Below are 14,610 nucleotides of genomic sequence, written 5' to 3' on the forward strand. Positions count from 1 at the left end.
AATCTTGTGTTAGGCAGTTTGACGCTCTGCACCGCTCCGCCGGCGCAAATGCACCAGCAACAGCGCGATAGCGGCCGGCGTCATGCCCTCGACAATGGCTGCCTGCGCGACGTTGAACGGGCGGGCCGCACTAAGCTTCGTCTTGAGCTCGTTCGACAAGCCGGAAAGCGCAGAATAGTCGAAATCATCAGGGATACGCCGCTCCTCGTCGCGCTGCTGGTCGGCAATGGCCGCCGCCTGCCGGTCGAGATAGACGGAGTAGCCCGCTTCGATCTCCAACGCCTCGGCAACCGTCGGTCGGATCGCGCCGAGGGCATCCGGCCAGACCTGCCGGAGGGCGGCAAAGTCGTAATCCGGGTAGGACAACAAATCATAGGCCGTCCGGCGCTGACCATCCAGATTGATGTTCAGGCCGGCGCGCCGCGCTTCATTGGGAGTCACCGTCAGCGACATCAGTTGGGCGCGCCCGGCGTCGACTTCCGCTTGATAGGCCGTGAATCGCCGCGCGCGCGCGCTGCTGACGCAGCCAAGCCGCATGCCCAGCGGTGTCAACCGAACATCGGCATTATCGGCCCGCAGAGTCAGACGATACTCCGCGCGCGACGTAAACATCCGATACGGTTCCGTAACGCCTCGCGACGTGAGGTCATCGATCATAACCCCAATGTAAGAATTCGCCCGGCTAAAATGGAACGGATCCGAATCGGTGCTTCGCAGTGCAGCATTCAAGCCCGCCGCCAGCCCCTGCGCCGCTGCTTCCTCATAACCGGTGGTCCCGTTGATCTGGCCGGCGAGAAACAGGCCTCTGAGCCGCTTGACTTCAAGCGATGGCGTCAGCTCCCGCGGGTCGACATGATCATACTCGATGGCATAACCCGGCTGGAGGATCCGCGCCGTCTCGAGTCCGGGAATGGTCTTGATGAATTCCGCCTGGACCTCGGCCGGCAGCGACGTCGAAATGCCATTCGGATAAACCGTATCGTCGTCGAGGCCCTCGGGCTCGAGAAAGACCTGATGGCCGTCGCGTTCGCCGAACTTGACCAGCTTGTCCTCGATGGATGGGCAGTAACGCGGCCCGACACCTTCGATTTGCCCGGAATACATGGCCGAACGCTTGATATTGTCTACGATGATCCGGTGTGTCGCTTCGGTCGTCCGGGTAACGCCACATTCGATCTGCCGCGTCGTGATCGAATCCGTCATGAAGGAAAAGGGCACGAGATCCTCGTCCGCACCCTGCCGACCGACAGACTGCCAGTCGATCGTCTTGCCGTCCAGCCGGGCCGGCGTGCCCGTCTTCAATCGCCCGAGGCGCAGCCCCAGCCGCGCCAGAGTCGCCGACAGCCCGAGCGAAGGGGGTTCGCCGACACGGCCGGCGGGTGTCTTTTCCGAACCGATATGGATCAGCCCGCGCAGAAAGGTGCCGGTCGTCAACACGACTGCCGGCGCTTTCAGCCGCCGGCCATCCTTCATGATCACGCCGGCAACACGGTTATCGACGACGTCGAGATCGAATGCGTCACCTTCGACGATATCCAAGCCTGGTGTCGCTTCGATCGCCGCCAGCATCGCCAGTCGATACAGCTTGCGATCCGCCTGCGTTCGCGGACCGCGGACGGCCGCACCCTTCTTCCGGTTCAGCATTCTGAACTGGATACCGGCTAGATCGGCGACCCGGCCCATCAGACCGTCCATCGCGTCGATCTCGCGGACCAGATGTCCCTTGCCAAGCCCGCCAATCGCTGGATTGCAGGACATGACACCAATCGTGTCTCGCCTGTGGGTGACCAAGGCGGTTTTCGCCCCGAGGCGCGCAGCTGCACTGGCAGCCTCCGTGCCCGCATGGCCGCCGCCGATCACAATCACATCATAGACATTGCCGGTCATCTCAAACTCCAACTCGGCGGGGTTTCACGTGAACTCGGGCGACAGCCTCAAGAAGGTTTCACGTGAATCATTTGCCGATACAAAACTCCGAGAAGATCACATCGAGCAGCTGCTCGACATCAACCCGCCCGGTAATCCGTCCCAAATACTCAGCCGCCAGGCGAAGCTGCTCCGTGCGCAGTTCGAGATTCGTCTCGCTCTGCGAGATTGCCGCATCGAGCGCTGCCAAACATTTCGCCAGCGAATCCTTATGCCGCTGTCGGCTCGGGATCGCCATAGACAGGCCATCAAACCGCTCTTTGACGACGCGCCCGATCAGCGCCCGCAATTCCGGCAGGCCTTCACCGGTTGCCGTCGAAATCCGCAGATCATATCGATCGGAGCCAGTCTCGATGAGATCCTTCTTCGTTCCGACCCTAACATGCGGCAAAGCCTGGTCCAAGTCGGCAGGAATAACGGGATCGCTCACATCGACCAGCAACAACACAAGATCGGCATCGCGAAGCGCAACCCGCGCCCGCCGCACGCCTTCCATCTCGACCCGGTCGTCCGCCTCACGCAGACCGGCCGTGTCATAGAGTTTGACAAGATAGCCGTCAATGTCGAGATCGACCTGCAGGACGTCACGGGTGGTTCCGGCAATATCCGTGACGATGGCGACGTCACGTCGGGCGAGAGCATTCAGCAGGCTCGATTTTCCTGCATTCGGCGCGCCGGCGATGACCACCTTAAAGCCGTCCCTGATAATCTCGCCTGCCGAAGCCGCGTCGAGATGATGGCGGATATCATTGCGAAGGCGATCCATATCAGCCCAGACCATATCCGACACCGATCCCGGGACATCATCCTCGTCGGCAAAATCGAGTTCCGCTTCGATCAAGGCGCGCGCGCGGGTCAATCGTTCCGCCCACGAATCATATACTGCCGAGACGCCACCAGCGCTGTGTTCCACGGCCAGGCGGCGCTGCATCTCGGTCTCAGCCCCGATGAGATCGGCCAGGCCCTCGACCTCGACCAGATCAAGCTTGCCGTTTTCGAAAGCGCGTCGGGAAAACTCGCCTTCAATCGCCATACGAACACCGGGAGTATCACCCAGCACCTGAAACAGCGCTGCCAGGACGGCCTTGCTGCCATGGATCTGCAGCTCGGCGACATCTTCACCGGTAAACGAGTTTGGAGCGGGGAAAAACAGCACCAGACCGCTATCGATCGGCTGATTGTTACGTGCCCGAATCGTTCGGTAGGAAGCCAGCCGATCAGCCGGCACTGACCCGACCAGCCTGGTTAGCAGTTCTCTGGTCAACGGACCGCTGATTCGAATGACCGAAACACCCGAGGGCGGAGCGCCGCTCGACAGCGCATAAATCGTATCATCCACCATGGCCATGCGTCCGCTTGTCAGTTCGAATCCGAATCGATTCCTCTCAAATAAAAAGCTGGCGACATCGAGGCGATGCGCCAGCTCTCAAAAGATGAATCCGGCTAAGGATTAGGTGTTCATCGAGTCGAAGAAATCAGAATTGTTCTTCGTCTGCTTCAGCTTGTCGATCAGGAATTCGATCGCATCGGTGGTGCCCATTGGAGCGAGGATACGGCGAAGAACGAAGATCTTCTGCAGATCCTGGCGTGGAACGAGCAGGTCTTCCTTACGCGTGCCGGACTTGAGGATGTCCATCGCCGGGAAGATGCGCTTGTCGGCGACCTTGCGGTCGAGGACGATTTCCGAGTTGCCGGTACCCTTGAACTCTTCGAAGATCACTTCGTCCATGCGGCTGCCGGTATCGATCAGCGCCGTTGCGATGATGGTCAGAGAACCACCTTCTTCGATGTTGCGCGCGGCGCCGAAGAAGCGCTTCGGCCGTTGCAGCGCGTTGGCGTCGACACCACCCGTCAGCACCTTGCCGGAGGAGGGGACGACCGTGTTGTAGGCGCGCCCGAGGCGTGTGATCGAATCGAGCAGGATGACGACGTCGCGGCCATGCTCGACGAGACGCTTGGCCTTTTCGATGACCATTTCGGCCACCTGGACGTGACGCACCGCCGGTTCGTCGAAGGTGGAGGAAATGACCTCGCCGCGGACGGAACGCTGCATGTCCGTCACTTCCTCCGGACGTTCGTCGATCAGAAGGACGATGAGATAGCATTCCGGGTGGTTGGCCGTGATCGAATGGGCGATGTTTTGCAGAAGGACGGTCTTACCGGTGCGCGGCGGCGCGACGATCAATCCGCGCTGGCCCTTGCCGAGCGGCGCCACCAGATCGATCACGCGGGGTGACAGATCCTTGGAGGTCGGAATGTCGAGTTCCATCTTGAAGCGCTCATTCGGATAGAGCGGTGTCAGATTGTCGAAATGAACCTTGTGACGGATCTTTTCCGGATCGTCGAAATTGATGGTGTTGACCTTCAGCAGCGCGAAATAGCGCTCGCCTTCCTTCGGTCCACGGATCGGTCCCTCGACCGTGTCGCCTGTCTTCAAAGAGAAACGGCGGATCTGCGACGGCGAGATATAAATATCGTCAGGGCCGGGCAGGTAGTTGGCGTTGGCCGAGCGCAGGAAGCCGAAGCCGTCCTGCAGCACTTCGACCACCCCTTCGCCGATGATCTCCACATCCTGGCTGGCCAGCATCTTGAGGATCGCAAACATCAATTCCTGTTTGCGCATCGTGCTTGCATTCTCGACCTCGAGCGATTCGGCAAAAGCCAGAAGATCCGTCGGGGATTTGCTCTTAAGTTCCTGAAGCTTCATTTCAGCCATGAAGTGACCAATACTCTTTTCATTTTCGAAGGGGAAAGGCGATGTTGGGTCGTATTCGGTACTGCGAAAGGGGCTCGCAGACGACTGAACTCTTCACACATGCCACGTAGATGAGATGCGCGGAAAATAGCGAGTCGCAATCGCCGCCGCAAGGGGGCTGATTAAAATGAAGCAAATTTAACCTGAGGAAGATTTTCCTCAGAACGGCTTCACCACCACGAGGATCACGATCAGGATCATCAGCAGTGTCGGCGCCTCGTTCATGAACCGCCAATAGCGTGCCGAGCGGCGATTTTCGTCGCGCTCGAACGCGCCGACCGCACGGCTGAAGAACATATGAACAGCGGTCAGCAGCACGACCAGACCGATCTTGGCATGCAGCCAGCCGCCCTGGAATCCATAGACCGACCAGGCGAGATAAAGACCGAAGATCCAAGTCAGCATCATCGCCGGTGTCATGATGATCCCCAGCAGCCGGCGCTCCATCACCTTGAAGGTCTCCGACTGCACCGAGCCCGGCTCCGCGTCGGTGTGATAGATGAACAGCCGCGGCATGTAGAACAGTCCGGCCATCCAGGAAATCACCGCGATGATGTGAAGCGCCTTGATCCAGAGATAGAGATTGTCGGGGTTCCAGGCGAAAAGCCCGACCGCCATCAGCGCGAAGAAGGCCAGCGCAAAATGGGCACGGCGCCGGGCATAAGCGCCGGGTTTCCGATCCGTCTGCCTTTCCGTCGTCACTTCGCGCCCCGCACGCGTTCGACCAGCTGACGCACATGGTCCGGATCGGCCTGCGGCGTGATGCCGTGGCCGAGATTGAAGATCAGCGGTCCATGGCCGAGATGCTGCAGAATATCATCGATACCCTCTTCCAGCGCCCGGCCGCCGGCGACCACGCGCATCGGATCGAGATTGCCCTGCACCGGTCCATCCTTCTGAAGTTCGGCGGCAAAGGCCAATGGAACCGACCAGTCGAGGCCGATCGCATCGGCACCGGTCTTCTGACGATAGGATTTCAGCTGATAGCCGGCCCCCTTGGCGAAGGCGATGATGCGCGCATGCGGGCGCTGCGACTTGATCGACGCGATCATCCGCGCAACCGGCCTGATCGCGAAAGCTTCGAACTCCTTCTCCCCGAGAACCCCAGCCCAGGAATCGAAGATCTGGACGGCATCGGCACCGGCGTCGATCTGGGCGACGAGATAGTCTGCCGATACGTCGGCAAGCAGCATCAGCAGATGTTCGAAAGCGCGGGGATATTTGTAGGCGAAGAGACGGGCAGGGGCCTGATCCGGCGTGCCGTGTCCGGCGATCATATAGGTCGCAACCGTCCAGGGCGCGCCGCAGAAGCCGAGCAGGGTCGTCTCATCAGGCAACTCCTCCCGCAACCGTCGCACCGTTTCCAGAACCGGTCTGAGATAGGCGACGACCTCTTCCCCGTTCAATCGCCCGATCCCGGCTTCATCGATCGGATCCATCTCCGGCCCATGCCCTTCAGTGAACCGGACATTCCGTTTCATTGCATCGGGGATGACCAGAATATCGGAAAACAGGATGGCCGCGTCGAAGCCATAACGGCGGATCGGCTGCAGCGTCACCTCGACGGCGTAATCGGGCGTGTAGCAGAGATCGAGAAAACTTCCGGCCTTTGCCCGTGTCTCTCTGTATTCCGGCAGATAACGTCCCGCCTGCCTCATCAGCCAGAGAGGAGGAGGGCTCAGGCTTTCGCCATCGAGAACCCTCATGATCGTTCGGCGCGTGTCGCTCAAGCGCTTCTTCCCTATAAAAAATCAAAGATATTTTAAAAGGTTTCTATTTCTTAGAGTCGGTGTCTATCAAGGATTAAAATCCATCCACTGCCGATGCCATTTGTCGCGCGTCCGCTATACAACTCGAAAAGAATTTTCCGATTCTGCGAAATTTCGGGGAGAAGGCGAATCCGGAAATGATTCCAAAATCTTGCTCGGCAAGCAATTTTCTCCTTCCTGTGGATAAGTTGTGGAGCTTTCGTCGACAAACCGATTTCGTCCCCATCCTCCACAGGACCTGGCAAAACCGGTCCGCAAAATCCGAAATGTGGATAAGGCGGCATGTTTTCCCTTGCCCGAGGCAGCCTCGCCGCCTTAGCTCTCCATCATCCAGTGTTTTCAACAGGCAGCGGAAAATAGCGTGGAGAACAGAACGAACTTCTTTCATCTGCATCTGATTTCTGACTCGACGGGAGAGACTCTGATCTCTGCCGGCCGCGCCGCCTCGGCGCAGTTCCGATCGGCTCAGCCGATCGAGCACGTCTATCCGCTGATCCGCAATCGCAAACAACTGCTGCCGGTTCTGCAGGCGATCGACGATGCGCCCGGCATCGTGCTCTACACCATCGTCGACCGGGAACTGGCGAGCCTGATCGACGAGCGCTGCACCGAAATGGGCGTCGCCTCGGTCAATGTGCTGGAGCCGGTCATGAATGCGTTTCAGATCTATCTCGGCGCTCCGTCGCGTCGCCGGGTCGGAGCCCAGCATGTGATGAATGCCGGCTACTTCGCCCGCATCGAAGCGCTGAATTTCACCATGGATCACGACGACGGCCAGATGCCGGACGATTACAACGATGCCGATGTCGTCATCATCGGCATCAGCCGGACGTCCAAGACACCGACGAGCATCTATCTCGCCAATCGCGGCATCAAGACGGCCAACATTCCGATCGTCTACGGCGTGCCATTGCCCGAGAGCCTGCTTGTCGCGACCAAACCCCTGATCGTGTGCCTGATCGCCACCACCGACCGCATCTCCCAGGTGCGGGAAAACCGCATCCTCGGAGCGACCCAGGGCTTCGATCGCGAACACTATACCGATCGCGCCGCGATCTCCGAGGAGCTGAAATATGCCCGCTCGCTTTGCGCCCGTCACAACTGGCCGCTGATCGACGTGACCCGCCGCTCGATCGAGGAAACCGCCGCGGCAATCGTTGCCCTGCGCCCGAAGCTGCGCTAAGCGCTGACGGAAAGCCGGCACTCCGAGGAACCTATGACAACAAAAATCATCCTTGCATCGTCGAGCCCGTTTCGCCGGATGCTGATGGAAAATGCCGGTCTGTCCTTCGAGGCGCATGCCGCAAGGATCGATGAAAGGGCGCTGGAAGCGCCCTTGGAAAAAGCCGGCGCGACGCCGGATGCCGTTGCTCTCGCCCTGGCCAGGGCCAAGGCCGAGGATGTCAGCCGCCGATTTTCGGGCAGCCTGGTTATCGGTTCGGATCAGACGATGTCGCTCGGCGACCGCGTCTTCCACAAGCCGAAGGACATGGCCGACGCGGCGAGCCATCTTCACGCCCTGTCGGGAAAAACGCATCGATTGAACAGCGCCGTAGCCATCGTTACCAATGGCGTGGTCCTGTGGGAACATCTCGCCCATGCGGAGCTGACGATGCGACCGCTGACGACGGATTTCATTGCCGGGCATCTGACCCGGGTCGGCGACAGAGCGCTTTCGAGCGTCGGCGCCTATCAATTGGAGGGACAGGGCATTCAGCTCTTCGAGAAAATCGAAGGTGATTATTTCACCATCCTCGGCCTGCCGATGCTGCCGCTCCTGAAGAAATTGCGCGAACTCGGAGCGATCGATGGGTGATTCACGTGAAACATTCGGGCCGAAAGCGTTTGTCACCGGCTTTCCGGTCAAGCATTCGCGCTCGCCGTTGATCCACGGATATTGGTTGAAGACGCTCGGCCTGCCGGGCAGCTACCGCGCTCACGAAGTTGCACCGGGGGCCTTTGCCGATTTCATCGCTTCACTGAAGGATGGCAGTTCCGGCTTTGCCGGCGGCAATGTCACCATTCCCCATAAGGAGTTGGCCTTCCGCCTCGCCGACGAACCGGACGCGCTGTCAGGCGAACTCGGCGCGTCGAACACGCTGTGGCTGGAGGATGGCCTTCTCCATGCGACAAATACCGATGGCCGCGGTTTCACTGCCAATCTTGACGAACGCCATCCGGGCTGGGACCGGCATGACACGGCCGTGATCTTTGGCGCCGGCGGCGCCAGCCGGGCCGTCATCCAGGCGGTTCGCGACCGCGGCTTCAAGACAATTCACGTCGTCAACCGTACGGTCGAACGGGCCCGCGAACTGGCCGACCGCTTTGGCCCGAAGGTTCACGCCCATCCGGCCGGGGCGCTTGCCGAGGTCATGAAAGACGCCGGCCTCTTTATCAACACCACGTCGCTCGGCATGGATGGCGAGGCGGCACCGCAGCTCGATTTCACCCCTCTTGCGGCCGACGCCGTCGTCACCGATATCGTCTATGTGCCGCTGAAGACGCCGATCCTGGCGCAGGCGCAAGAGCAGGGCTTTGCGATCGTCGATGGTCTCGGCATGCTGCTGCATCAGGCCGTGCCGGGCTTCGAGAAATGGTTCGGCAAGCGCCCGGTCGTCGACGCCGCACTGCGTGCACTGATCATTGCGGATATGGAAGCACACTGATGCTGAAGATCGGATTGACCGGCTCGATCGGAATGGGAAAGTCGACGGCCGGCAAGCTCTTTGCCGAGGCCGGGATCCCGCTGAACGATTCGGATGCCGTGGTCCACGATCTCTATGCCGGCGAGGCTGCCCCGCTGGTGGATATCGCCTTTCCCGGCACGATGAAGGACGGCGTGATCGACCGGCACGAACTCGGCCGCCAGCTGGCGCTCGATCCCGACGGCTTCAAACGGCTGGAGGCGATCGTTCACCCGCTGGTCCGCAAGCGCGAGACGGAATTTCTGGCGCACCACCGCGCCGCCGGCGCCGAGATGGTTCTGCTCGATATCCCGCTGCTTTTCGAAACCGGCGCCTGGGAAAGGGTGGATGTCATCGTCGTCGTCAGCACCGATCCACAGATTCAGCGTCAGAGGGTGCTTGCGCGCGAAGACATGACCGAGGAAAAATTCGACATGATTCTCTCTCGCCAGACGCCGGATGCAGAAAAGAGGCGCCGTGCCGATTACCTGATCGACACCAGCCACAGCATTGAGCAGACGAGGAAACGGGTGCTTGAGATCGTCGCCGATCTGAAAATACGAATTGCCAAGGGAGATTTCCGGAATGCGTGAGATCATTTTCGATACGGAAACCACCGGCCTCGACAACCGGATGGACCGCATCATCGAAATCGGCGGCATCGAACTCTTCAATCACTTCCCGACCGGCAACACGCTTCATATCTACATCAATCCGGGAGATCAGAAGGTCCATCCGGATGCGCTCGCCGTGCACGGCATCACCGACGAATTCCTGAAGGACAAGAAAGCCTTCGCCGAGATCGCCGAGGAAATTCTCGCCTTTTTCGGCGATGCCAAATGGATCGCCCATAATGCTACCTTCGACATGGGCTTCATCAATGCTGAATTTGCGCGAATCGGTTTGCCGCCGATCCTGCCGGAACGGGTGGTCGATACACTGTCCATGGCGCGGCGCAAACATCCGATGGGACCAAATTCGCTCGACGCGCTTTGCCGGCGTTACGGCGTCGACAATTCGCACCGCGCCAAACACGGCGCGCTTCTCGACTCCGAACTGCTGGCCGAAGTCTATATCGAAATGATCGGCGGCCGGCAGGCGGCCCTTGGCCTCGGCCTATCGGGCCAATCCGGCCAGACGGCGCGCGGCGGAATGGCGATGGAAGATGATGGCGTGATAGCAGCGGTGCTTGAGCGGCCCCGCCCGCTTGCGCCCCGCCTCAGCCAGCCCGAAGCGCAGGCGCATGAGGCACTGGTCGCCAAGCTCGGCGAAAAAGGCATCTGGTCGAAATTCGGCAGCCCGCCGGCGTGATTCCTTAAATTTCAGATGCGCAGCGCTGAATTGAAAATGCCCGGGACTTGCCCGGGCATCCGCATGTCAGAACCGAAGGAATTCGATCAGTTCGGAACGGCCTGAACCTTGGCGCGGGCCTGCTCTTCGGCAACGCGCTGGGCGAACATCTGCGTGAAGTCGATCGGATCGATCATCAGCGGCGGGAAGCCGCCGTTGCGGGTCACGTCGGCGATGATCTGACGCGCGAAGGGGAAGAGCATGCGCGGGCATTCGATGAAGAGAACCGGCAGCATGTGCTCCTGCGGGAAGCCGGCAACGCGGAAGACGCCGCCATAGACGAGTTCGGTATGGAACACCGTCTTGTCATCGTCCTTGGCTTCGGCATTCAGCGACAGCACGACATCGAAATCCGTGTCGGAAAGCGGATTGGCGTTGACGTTCACATTGATGTTGATCGTCGGTGCCTTGTCGCGGGCCTGCAGCGAACGCGGCGCACCCGGATTTTCGAAGGACAGATCCTTCGTATATTGCGCAAGGATCGAAAGGGTGGGGTTGGTCGCACCGTTGCTGTTGTTGTCGTCTGCCATTGGCTTTTCCTCGAAGGGCATGGGAATGGTGCCGCCATCTAACATTTCGGGGAGGGGCTTACAACCCTGGGCGCTGGGCGCAGTTGCTCGGTCGAACCACCTCAATCACCGAGATGTTTGCCGGACCACGGCGAGTTGCGATCCGGCTGCCTATGATAATCCTCCTCGTCGAGATCCACCACCTTCGAATTCCGGTTGCCGTCGCGGAAATCCGGTTTCGGGCCGGCGGAAAAGCCACGCTCGGCGTTGACGACGACAAAGCGCTTGGCGATCGAGCGCCAGACGAGATCGCGCACCGGCGGAATGAGAATGAGGATTGCGATGATATCGGTGAGGAAGCCGGGAATGATCAGAAGCAGCGCGGCGATGACGTTCATCGCCGGCTTCAGCAATTCGCTGCCGGGCATCACGCCGTTTCGTCCTTCGCTCGACATGCGGCGCAGGATACCGATGCCCTGCCGGCGTAGCAGGACCACGCCGAAAACAAAGCTCGCTACGACGAGCGCAAGTGTCAGCGCCAAGCCGAGCGCCCGGCCGACGACGACGAAACCGGCAATTTCGCCAAGCGGCAGCAGCAGAATGAAAGCCGGCAGGATTGAAAAACGCATGGTCGTCATGTCCCGGACTGGCCGGTCTCCTCTTGGCGCCGGCGAAGATGCCAGCCATCATTTGAATCATCTGTATAGGCGGACTATATGGGAGTACAAATCAGAGATGTTAACGGCGGCTGCGATACGATATGAGTTCGAACGACTTCATCACATTATTCTTCCTGGTGGCGGCGGTGCTGATTTTCTTTCAGCTCCGCTCCGTGCTCGGCCGCCGCACGGGAAACGAGAAGCCGCCGCGCGATCTCTATACGCCGCGGGACGCGGCGCCTGCCGAAGCCGCCGATGCCGGCAAGGTCGTGACGCTGCCGCGGCGTGATGCGACGGCCGAGGACGAAGATCGCTTCGCCGCCATCGATGCCGTTGCCGCGCCCGGAACGCCGCTCAACGAATCGCTGCGCGCCTTGAACAAGGCCGATCCCTCCTTCAATCCGAAGGAGTTTTTGAACGGCGCCCGCATGGCCTATGAAATGATCGTCATGGCCTATGCCGACGGCGACCGGAAAACGCTGAAGAACCTGCTGTCCCGCGAGGTCTATGACGGCTTCGATGCGGCGATCGGCGAGCGCGAAGCCCGCGGTGAGAAAGTGAAGTCCACCTTCGTCGGCATCGACAAGGCCGAAATCACCCATGCCGAGACGAAGGGCAGCGAAGCGCAGATCACCGTGCGCATCGTCAGCCAGCTGATATCGGCCACTTACGACAAGGCGGATGCGCTGATCGAAGGCGATGCCGAGAACGTCGCCGAGGTCAATGACCTCTGGACCTTCGCCCGCGATACCCGCTCGCGCGATCCGAACTGGAAACTTGTGGCGACCGAATCGGAACATGAGTGACCACGCATCGGACTTCGTCCTGCAGGCCGTAAGCTTCGACACTTTGGAAGGCTGGAAGGATGATGATCCCTCCGGCCTTTTTGAAGTCATGCGATGCTGTCGGCGCCAGATCACCGAGGTCAAACCCTACCGCGCCGGCTCGCTCGGCCTGAGCTCGGAAGATTTGCTTCCGCTTCTGATCGCCGCTGAAGATTTCGCACCGTCCTCTCCCGCATCGGCACGCGGCTTTTTCGAAACACACTGCCGGCCATTCCTGATCCGCCGCAAGGATGGCAATCCCGGCTTCGTCACCGCCTTCTACGAGCCCGAGATCGAGGTATCAGAAACGCCGGATGACGTTTTTCGTTTTCCCTTCTATCGCCGTCCGGACGATCTGATCGATCTCGACGACGGCAATCGCCCGGCCGAACTGGGCGAGGCCTATGCGTTCGGCCGCCGCCATGATGACGGCCGCATCGGCGCCTATCCGGATCGCCGTGCGATCGACCAGGGTTTTCTTGAAGGCCGCAGCCTTGAAATCGCCTGGGCGAAGTCGAAGGTCGATGTCTTCTTCGTGCATGTGCAGGGCGCCGCCCGGCTGCGCTACAGAAATGGCCGGATCGGCCGGATCACCTACGCGGCGAAGGCCGGCCATCCCTTCTCGGCGATCGGCAAACTGCTGATCGAGCGCGGAGAAATCGACCGAGCCGAGATTTCGATGCAGTCGATCCGCGCCTGGCTGGCGCGCAATCCCGAGCAGGTGGACGAAGTGCTATGGCACAACCGCTCCTATATTTTCTTCCGGGAAGCGTCGGTCGCCGATCCTGAGGCCGGTCCGATCGCGGCCGCCAAGGTGCCGCTTCTTGCCGGCCGCTCGCTGGCCGTCGACCGGCTGATCCATACCTTCGGCTTTCCCTTTTTCATCCGCGCCGAAAGCCTCACGCATCTCGACGATGGCCGGGCCTTCGGCCGGCTGATGCTGGCGCTCGATACCGGCTCGGCGATCGTCGGGCCGGCGCGCGGCGACATCTTCACCGGCTCGGGGGATATGGCGGGAGAACGAGCCGGCACCGTCCGCAACGACGCCGATTTCGCCATCCTCATTCCTAACGCCGCCGCCGGACGATTCGACTGATGGCCAAGGATCGCAAGCTCAGCGCCGATGAAAGGATCCTCTGGGGCAAGGTTGCCCGCAGCACGCGGCCGATGCCCGGCAAGGCAGGTGCGCTCAGCGAACTCGATACCTTTCTCGCCGAGACGGAAGCGGCGGCGGAACGGGAGAAGGCCGAAAAGCAGCTGCCCGCCTCGTTTACGCCGGACCAGCCGGCAACGCCGTCGGCGTCGAAACGGCCGGCCGGGGTGCATCATCCGCTGGAAAAGCCGGTCAAGCGCAAGATCGCCAAGGGCCGGCTGGCGCTGGAGGCGCGCATCGACCTGCACGGCCTGGTGCAAAGCGAGGCCCATGTCATCCTTCTCGATTTTCTGATCCGCGCCCACGAGCGCGGCATGCGCCACGTGCTTGTGATCACCGGCAAGGGCAGTTCGATGGGCAGCGCCGGTGCGCTGAAGCGGGCCGTGCCGCTCTGGTTCTCGAAGCCGGAATTCCGCTACCTGATTTCGTCCTATGAACAGGCCGCACAGCATCATGGCGGTGAGGGCGCGCTCTATATCCGCCTGGCGCGGCGGCATGGGGAAAGGCCATGACCCCCTTCGGCGAGGCGGTTCGCCGGCTGAGGGCGCGCAAGGGCGTCTCGCAGAAGGAGATGGCGGAAGCGCTGAACGTCTCTCCCGCTTATCTCTCGGCGCTCGAACATGGCAAGCGCGGTCTGCCGACATTCGATCTGCTGCAGCGCATCGCCGGCTATTTCAACATCATCTGGGACGAGGCCGAGGAACTGTTCCTGCTCGCCCGTTCCTCCGACCCGCGCGTCGTCATCGACACCTCGGGCCTGCCGCCGGAATATACCGAATTTGCCAACCGGCTGGCCCGGCGGATCCGCGAGCTTGACAGCGCTGAGATCGCCCGGTTATCGGCTCTTCTCGAAAATGGCGGCAAAGGCGACGGAAAAGCGTCATAATCCCCTGTTTTATGGCTTGTTCAGGGGACTTGCCATTGGGAACCGGGCTCAAAAAACCTATATACGAGGGTGAAGAAAGCCGGTGATTCGCAAGG

The 14,610-nt window shown here is 60.6% G+C and carries 16 protein-coding genes; 9 read left to right on the forward strand and 7 right to left on the reverse strand.

What is annotated here, in order from left to right:
- Window positions 1-9: 9 nt before the first annotated feature.
- The 5 genes from mnmG to hemE form a co-directional block, all read right to left on the reverse strand.
- Window positions 10-1,887 (reverse strand): tRNA uridine-5-carboxymethylaminomethyl(34) synthesis enzyme MnmG, encoded by a 1,878-nt coding sequence (gene mnmG / locus CO655_RS01795; RefSeq protein WP_097663597.1) that lies wholly within the window; start codon window positions 1,885-1,887, stop codon window positions 10-12.
- A gap of 67 nt (window positions 1,888-1,954) precedes the next feature.
- Window positions 1,955-3,274, reverse strand: coding sequence for a tRNA uridine-5-carboxymethylaminomethyl(34) synthesis GTPase MnmE (gene mnmE, locus CO655_RS01800; RefSeq protein ID WP_097663598.1), 1,320 nt, complete (start codon window positions 3,272-3,274; stop codon window positions 1,955-1,957).
- 102 nt (window positions 3,275-3,376) lie between these two features.
- A complete protein-coding gene (gene rho / locus CO655_RS01805) occupies window positions 3,377-4,642 on the reverse strand; it encodes a transcription termination factor Rho (RefSeq protein WP_003571435.1) in 1,266 nt (421 codons plus the stop codon).
- A 198-nt stretch (window positions 4,643-4,840) separates the two neighbouring features.
- The gene (gene hemJ / locus CO655_RS01810) at window positions 4,841-5,383 is read right to left on the reverse strand and encodes a protoporphyrinogen oxidase HemJ (protein ID WP_097663599.1); all 543 of its coding nucleotides are present in this window, start codon (window positions 5,381-5,383) and stop codon (window positions 4,841-4,843) included.
- Window positions 5,380-6,411, reverse strand: a complete 1,032-nt coding sequence (hemE, locus tag CO655_RS01815; RefSeq protein WP_097663600.1) for a uroporphyrinogen decarboxylase — start codon at window positions 6,409-6,411, stop codon at window positions 5,380-5,382. Before hemE ends, hemJ begins: the two co-directional genes overlap by 4 nt.
- Before the next feature lie 400 nt (window positions 6,412-6,811).
- On the opposite strand from hemE, the gene CO655_RS01825 reads away from it, so the two are divergent.
- From CO655_RS01825 to dnaQ, 5 genes are read left to right on the forward strand one after another with little or no spacing between them, the layout of a single operon-like run.
- Entirely contained in the window at window positions 6,812-7,633 is an 822-nt protein-coding gene (locus tag CO655_RS01825; protein WP_037115893.1) for a pyruvate, water dikinase regulatory protein, read from the forward strand.
- A 33-nt stretch (window positions 7,634-7,666) separates the two neighbouring features.
- The gene (locus CO655_RS01830) at window positions 7,667-8,266 is read left to right on the forward strand and encodes a Maf-like protein (RefSeq protein WP_097663601.1); all 600 of its coding nucleotides are present in this window, start codon (window positions 7,667-7,669) and stop codon (window positions 8,264-8,266) included.
- Window positions 8,259-9,116 (forward strand): shikimate dehydrogenase, encoded by an 858-nt coding sequence (locus tag CO655_RS01835; RefSeq protein WP_097663602.1) that lies wholly within the window; start codon window positions 8,259-8,261, stop codon window positions 9,114-9,116. The genes CO655_RS01830 and CO655_RS01835 overlap by 8 nt, the downstream gene beginning before the upstream one ends.
- The gene (coaE, locus tag CO655_RS01840; protein WP_097605789.1) at window positions 9,116-9,727 is read left to right on the forward strand and encodes a dephospho-CoA kinase; all 612 of its coding nucleotides are present in this window, start codon (window positions 9,116-9,118) and stop codon (window positions 9,725-9,727) included. Before CO655_RS01835 ends, coaE begins: the two co-directional genes overlap by 1 nt.
- Window positions 9,720-10,445, forward strand: a complete 726-nt coding sequence (gene dnaQ / locus CO655_RS01845) for a DNA polymerase III subunit epsilon (protein WP_097663603.1) — start codon at window positions 9,720-9,722, stop codon at window positions 10,443-10,445. The genes coaE and dnaQ overlap by 8 nt, the downstream gene beginning before the upstream one ends.
- 86 nt (window positions 10,446-10,531) lie before the next feature.
- Here the strand turns inward: dnaQ and secB are convergent, their stop codons facing one another.
- Both secB and CO655_RS01855 read right to left on the reverse strand, forming a co-directional pair.
- Complete coding sequence (gene secB, locus CO655_RS01850; protein WP_037115887.1) at window positions 10,532-11,014, reverse strand: protein-export chaperone SecB; 483 nt, start codon at window positions 11,012-11,014, stop codon at window positions 10,532-10,534.
- Window positions 11,015-11,115: 101 nt separating this feature from the next.
- A complete protein-coding gene (locus tag CO655_RS01855; RefSeq protein WP_097663645.1) occupies window positions 11,116-11,622 on the reverse strand; it encodes an FxsA family protein in 507 nt (168 codons plus the stop codon).
- A gap of 131 nt (window positions 11,623-11,753) precedes the next feature.
- Here CO655_RS01855 and CO655_RS01860 point away from each other — a divergent pair, with 131 nt between their 5' ends.
- The 4 genes from CO655_RS01860 to CO655_RS01875 are packed head-to-tail and all read left to right on the forward strand — an operon-like array spanning window position 11,754 to window position 14,515.
- Entirely contained in the window at window positions 11,754-12,458 is a 705-nt protein-coding gene (locus CO655_RS01860; protein ID WP_010030215.1) for a Tim44/TimA family putative adaptor protein, read from the forward strand.
- Window positions 12,451-13,572, forward strand: coding sequence for a murein transglycosylase A (locus tag CO655_RS01865; protein WP_097663604.1), 1,122 nt, complete (start codon window positions 12,451-12,453; stop codon window positions 13,570-13,572). Before CO655_RS01860 ends, CO655_RS01865 begins: the two co-directional genes overlap by 8 nt.
- Window positions 13,572-14,141, forward strand: a complete 570-nt coding sequence (locus tag CO655_RS01870; protein ID WP_096764532.1) for a Smr/MutS family protein — start codon at window positions 13,572-13,574, stop codon at window positions 14,139-14,141. The genes CO655_RS01865 and CO655_RS01870 overlap by 1 nt, the downstream gene beginning before the upstream one ends.
- The gene (locus CO655_RS01875; RefSeq protein WP_010030279.1) at window positions 14,138-14,515 is read left to right on the forward strand and encodes a helix-turn-helix transcriptional regulator; all 378 of its coding nucleotides are present in this window, start codon (window positions 14,138-14,140) and stop codon (window positions 14,513-14,515) included. The genes CO655_RS01870 and CO655_RS01875 overlap by 4 nt, the downstream gene beginning before the upstream one ends.
- Window positions 14,516-14,610 lie beyond the last annotated feature (95 nt).

The sequence above is a fragment of the Rhizobium sp. M1 genome, assembly GCF_002531805.1.
Classification (GTDB): Bacteria; Pseudomonadota; Alphaproteobacteria; order Rhizobiales; family Rhizobiaceae; genus Rhizobium; species Rhizobium etli_C.

What these genes read in the sequence shown, in the direction of transcription:
- coaE (WP_097605789.1), top strand. Translation starts at nt 9,116, where the DNA reads ATGCTGAAGATCGGATTGACCGGCTCGATCGGAATGGGAAAGTCGACG.
- CO655_RS01865 (WP_097663604.1), top strand. Translation starts at nt 12,451, where the DNA reads ATGAGTGACCACGCATCGGACTTCGTCCTGCAGGCCGTAAGCTTCGAC.
- rho (WP_003571435.1), bottom strand. Translation starts at nt 4,642, where the DNA reads ATGGCTGAAATGAAGCTTCAGGAACTTAAGAGCAAATCCCCGACGGAT.
- CO655_RS01855 (WP_097663645.1), bottom strand. Translation starts at nt 11,622, where the DNA reads ATGCGTTTTTCAATCCTGCCGGCTTTCATTCTGCTGCTGCCGCTTGGC.
- CO655_RS01875 (WP_010030279.1), top strand. Translation starts at nt 14,138, where the DNA reads ATGACCCCCTTCGGCGAGGCGGTTCGCCGGCTGAGGGCGCGCAAGGGC.
- CO655_RS01870 (WP_096764532.1), top strand. Translation starts at nt 13,572, where the DNA reads ATGGCCAAGGATCGCAAGCTCAGCGCCGATGAAAGGATCCTCTGGGGC.
- secB (WP_037115887.1), bottom strand. Translation starts at nt 11,014, where the DNA reads ATGGCAGACGACAACAACAGCAACGGTGCGACCAACCCCACCCTTTCG.
- CO655_RS01830 (WP_097663601.1), top strand. Translation starts at nt 7,667, where the DNA reads ATGACAACAAAAATCATCCTTGCATCGTCGAGCCCGTTTCGCCGGATG.
- CO655_RS01860 (WP_010030215.1), top strand. Translation starts at nt 11,754, where the DNA reads ATGAGTTCGAACGACTTCATCACATTATTCTTCCTGGTGGCGGCGGTG.
- mnmE (WP_097663598.1), bottom strand. Translation starts at nt 3,274, where the DNA reads ATGGCCATGGTGGATGATACGATTTATGCGCTGTCGAGCGGCGCTCCG.
- CO655_RS01835 (WP_097663602.1), top strand. Translation starts at nt 8,259, where the DNA reads ATGGGTGATTCACGTGAAACATTCGGGCCGAAAGCGTTTGTCACCGGC.
- dnaQ (WP_097663603.1), top strand. Translation starts at nt 9,720, where the DNA reads ATGCGTGAGATCATTTTCGATACGGAAACCACCGGCCTCGACAACCGG.
- mnmG (WP_097663597.1), bottom strand. Translation starts at nt 1,887, where the DNA reads ATGACCGGCAATGTCTATGATGTGATTGTGATCGGCGGCGGCCATGCG.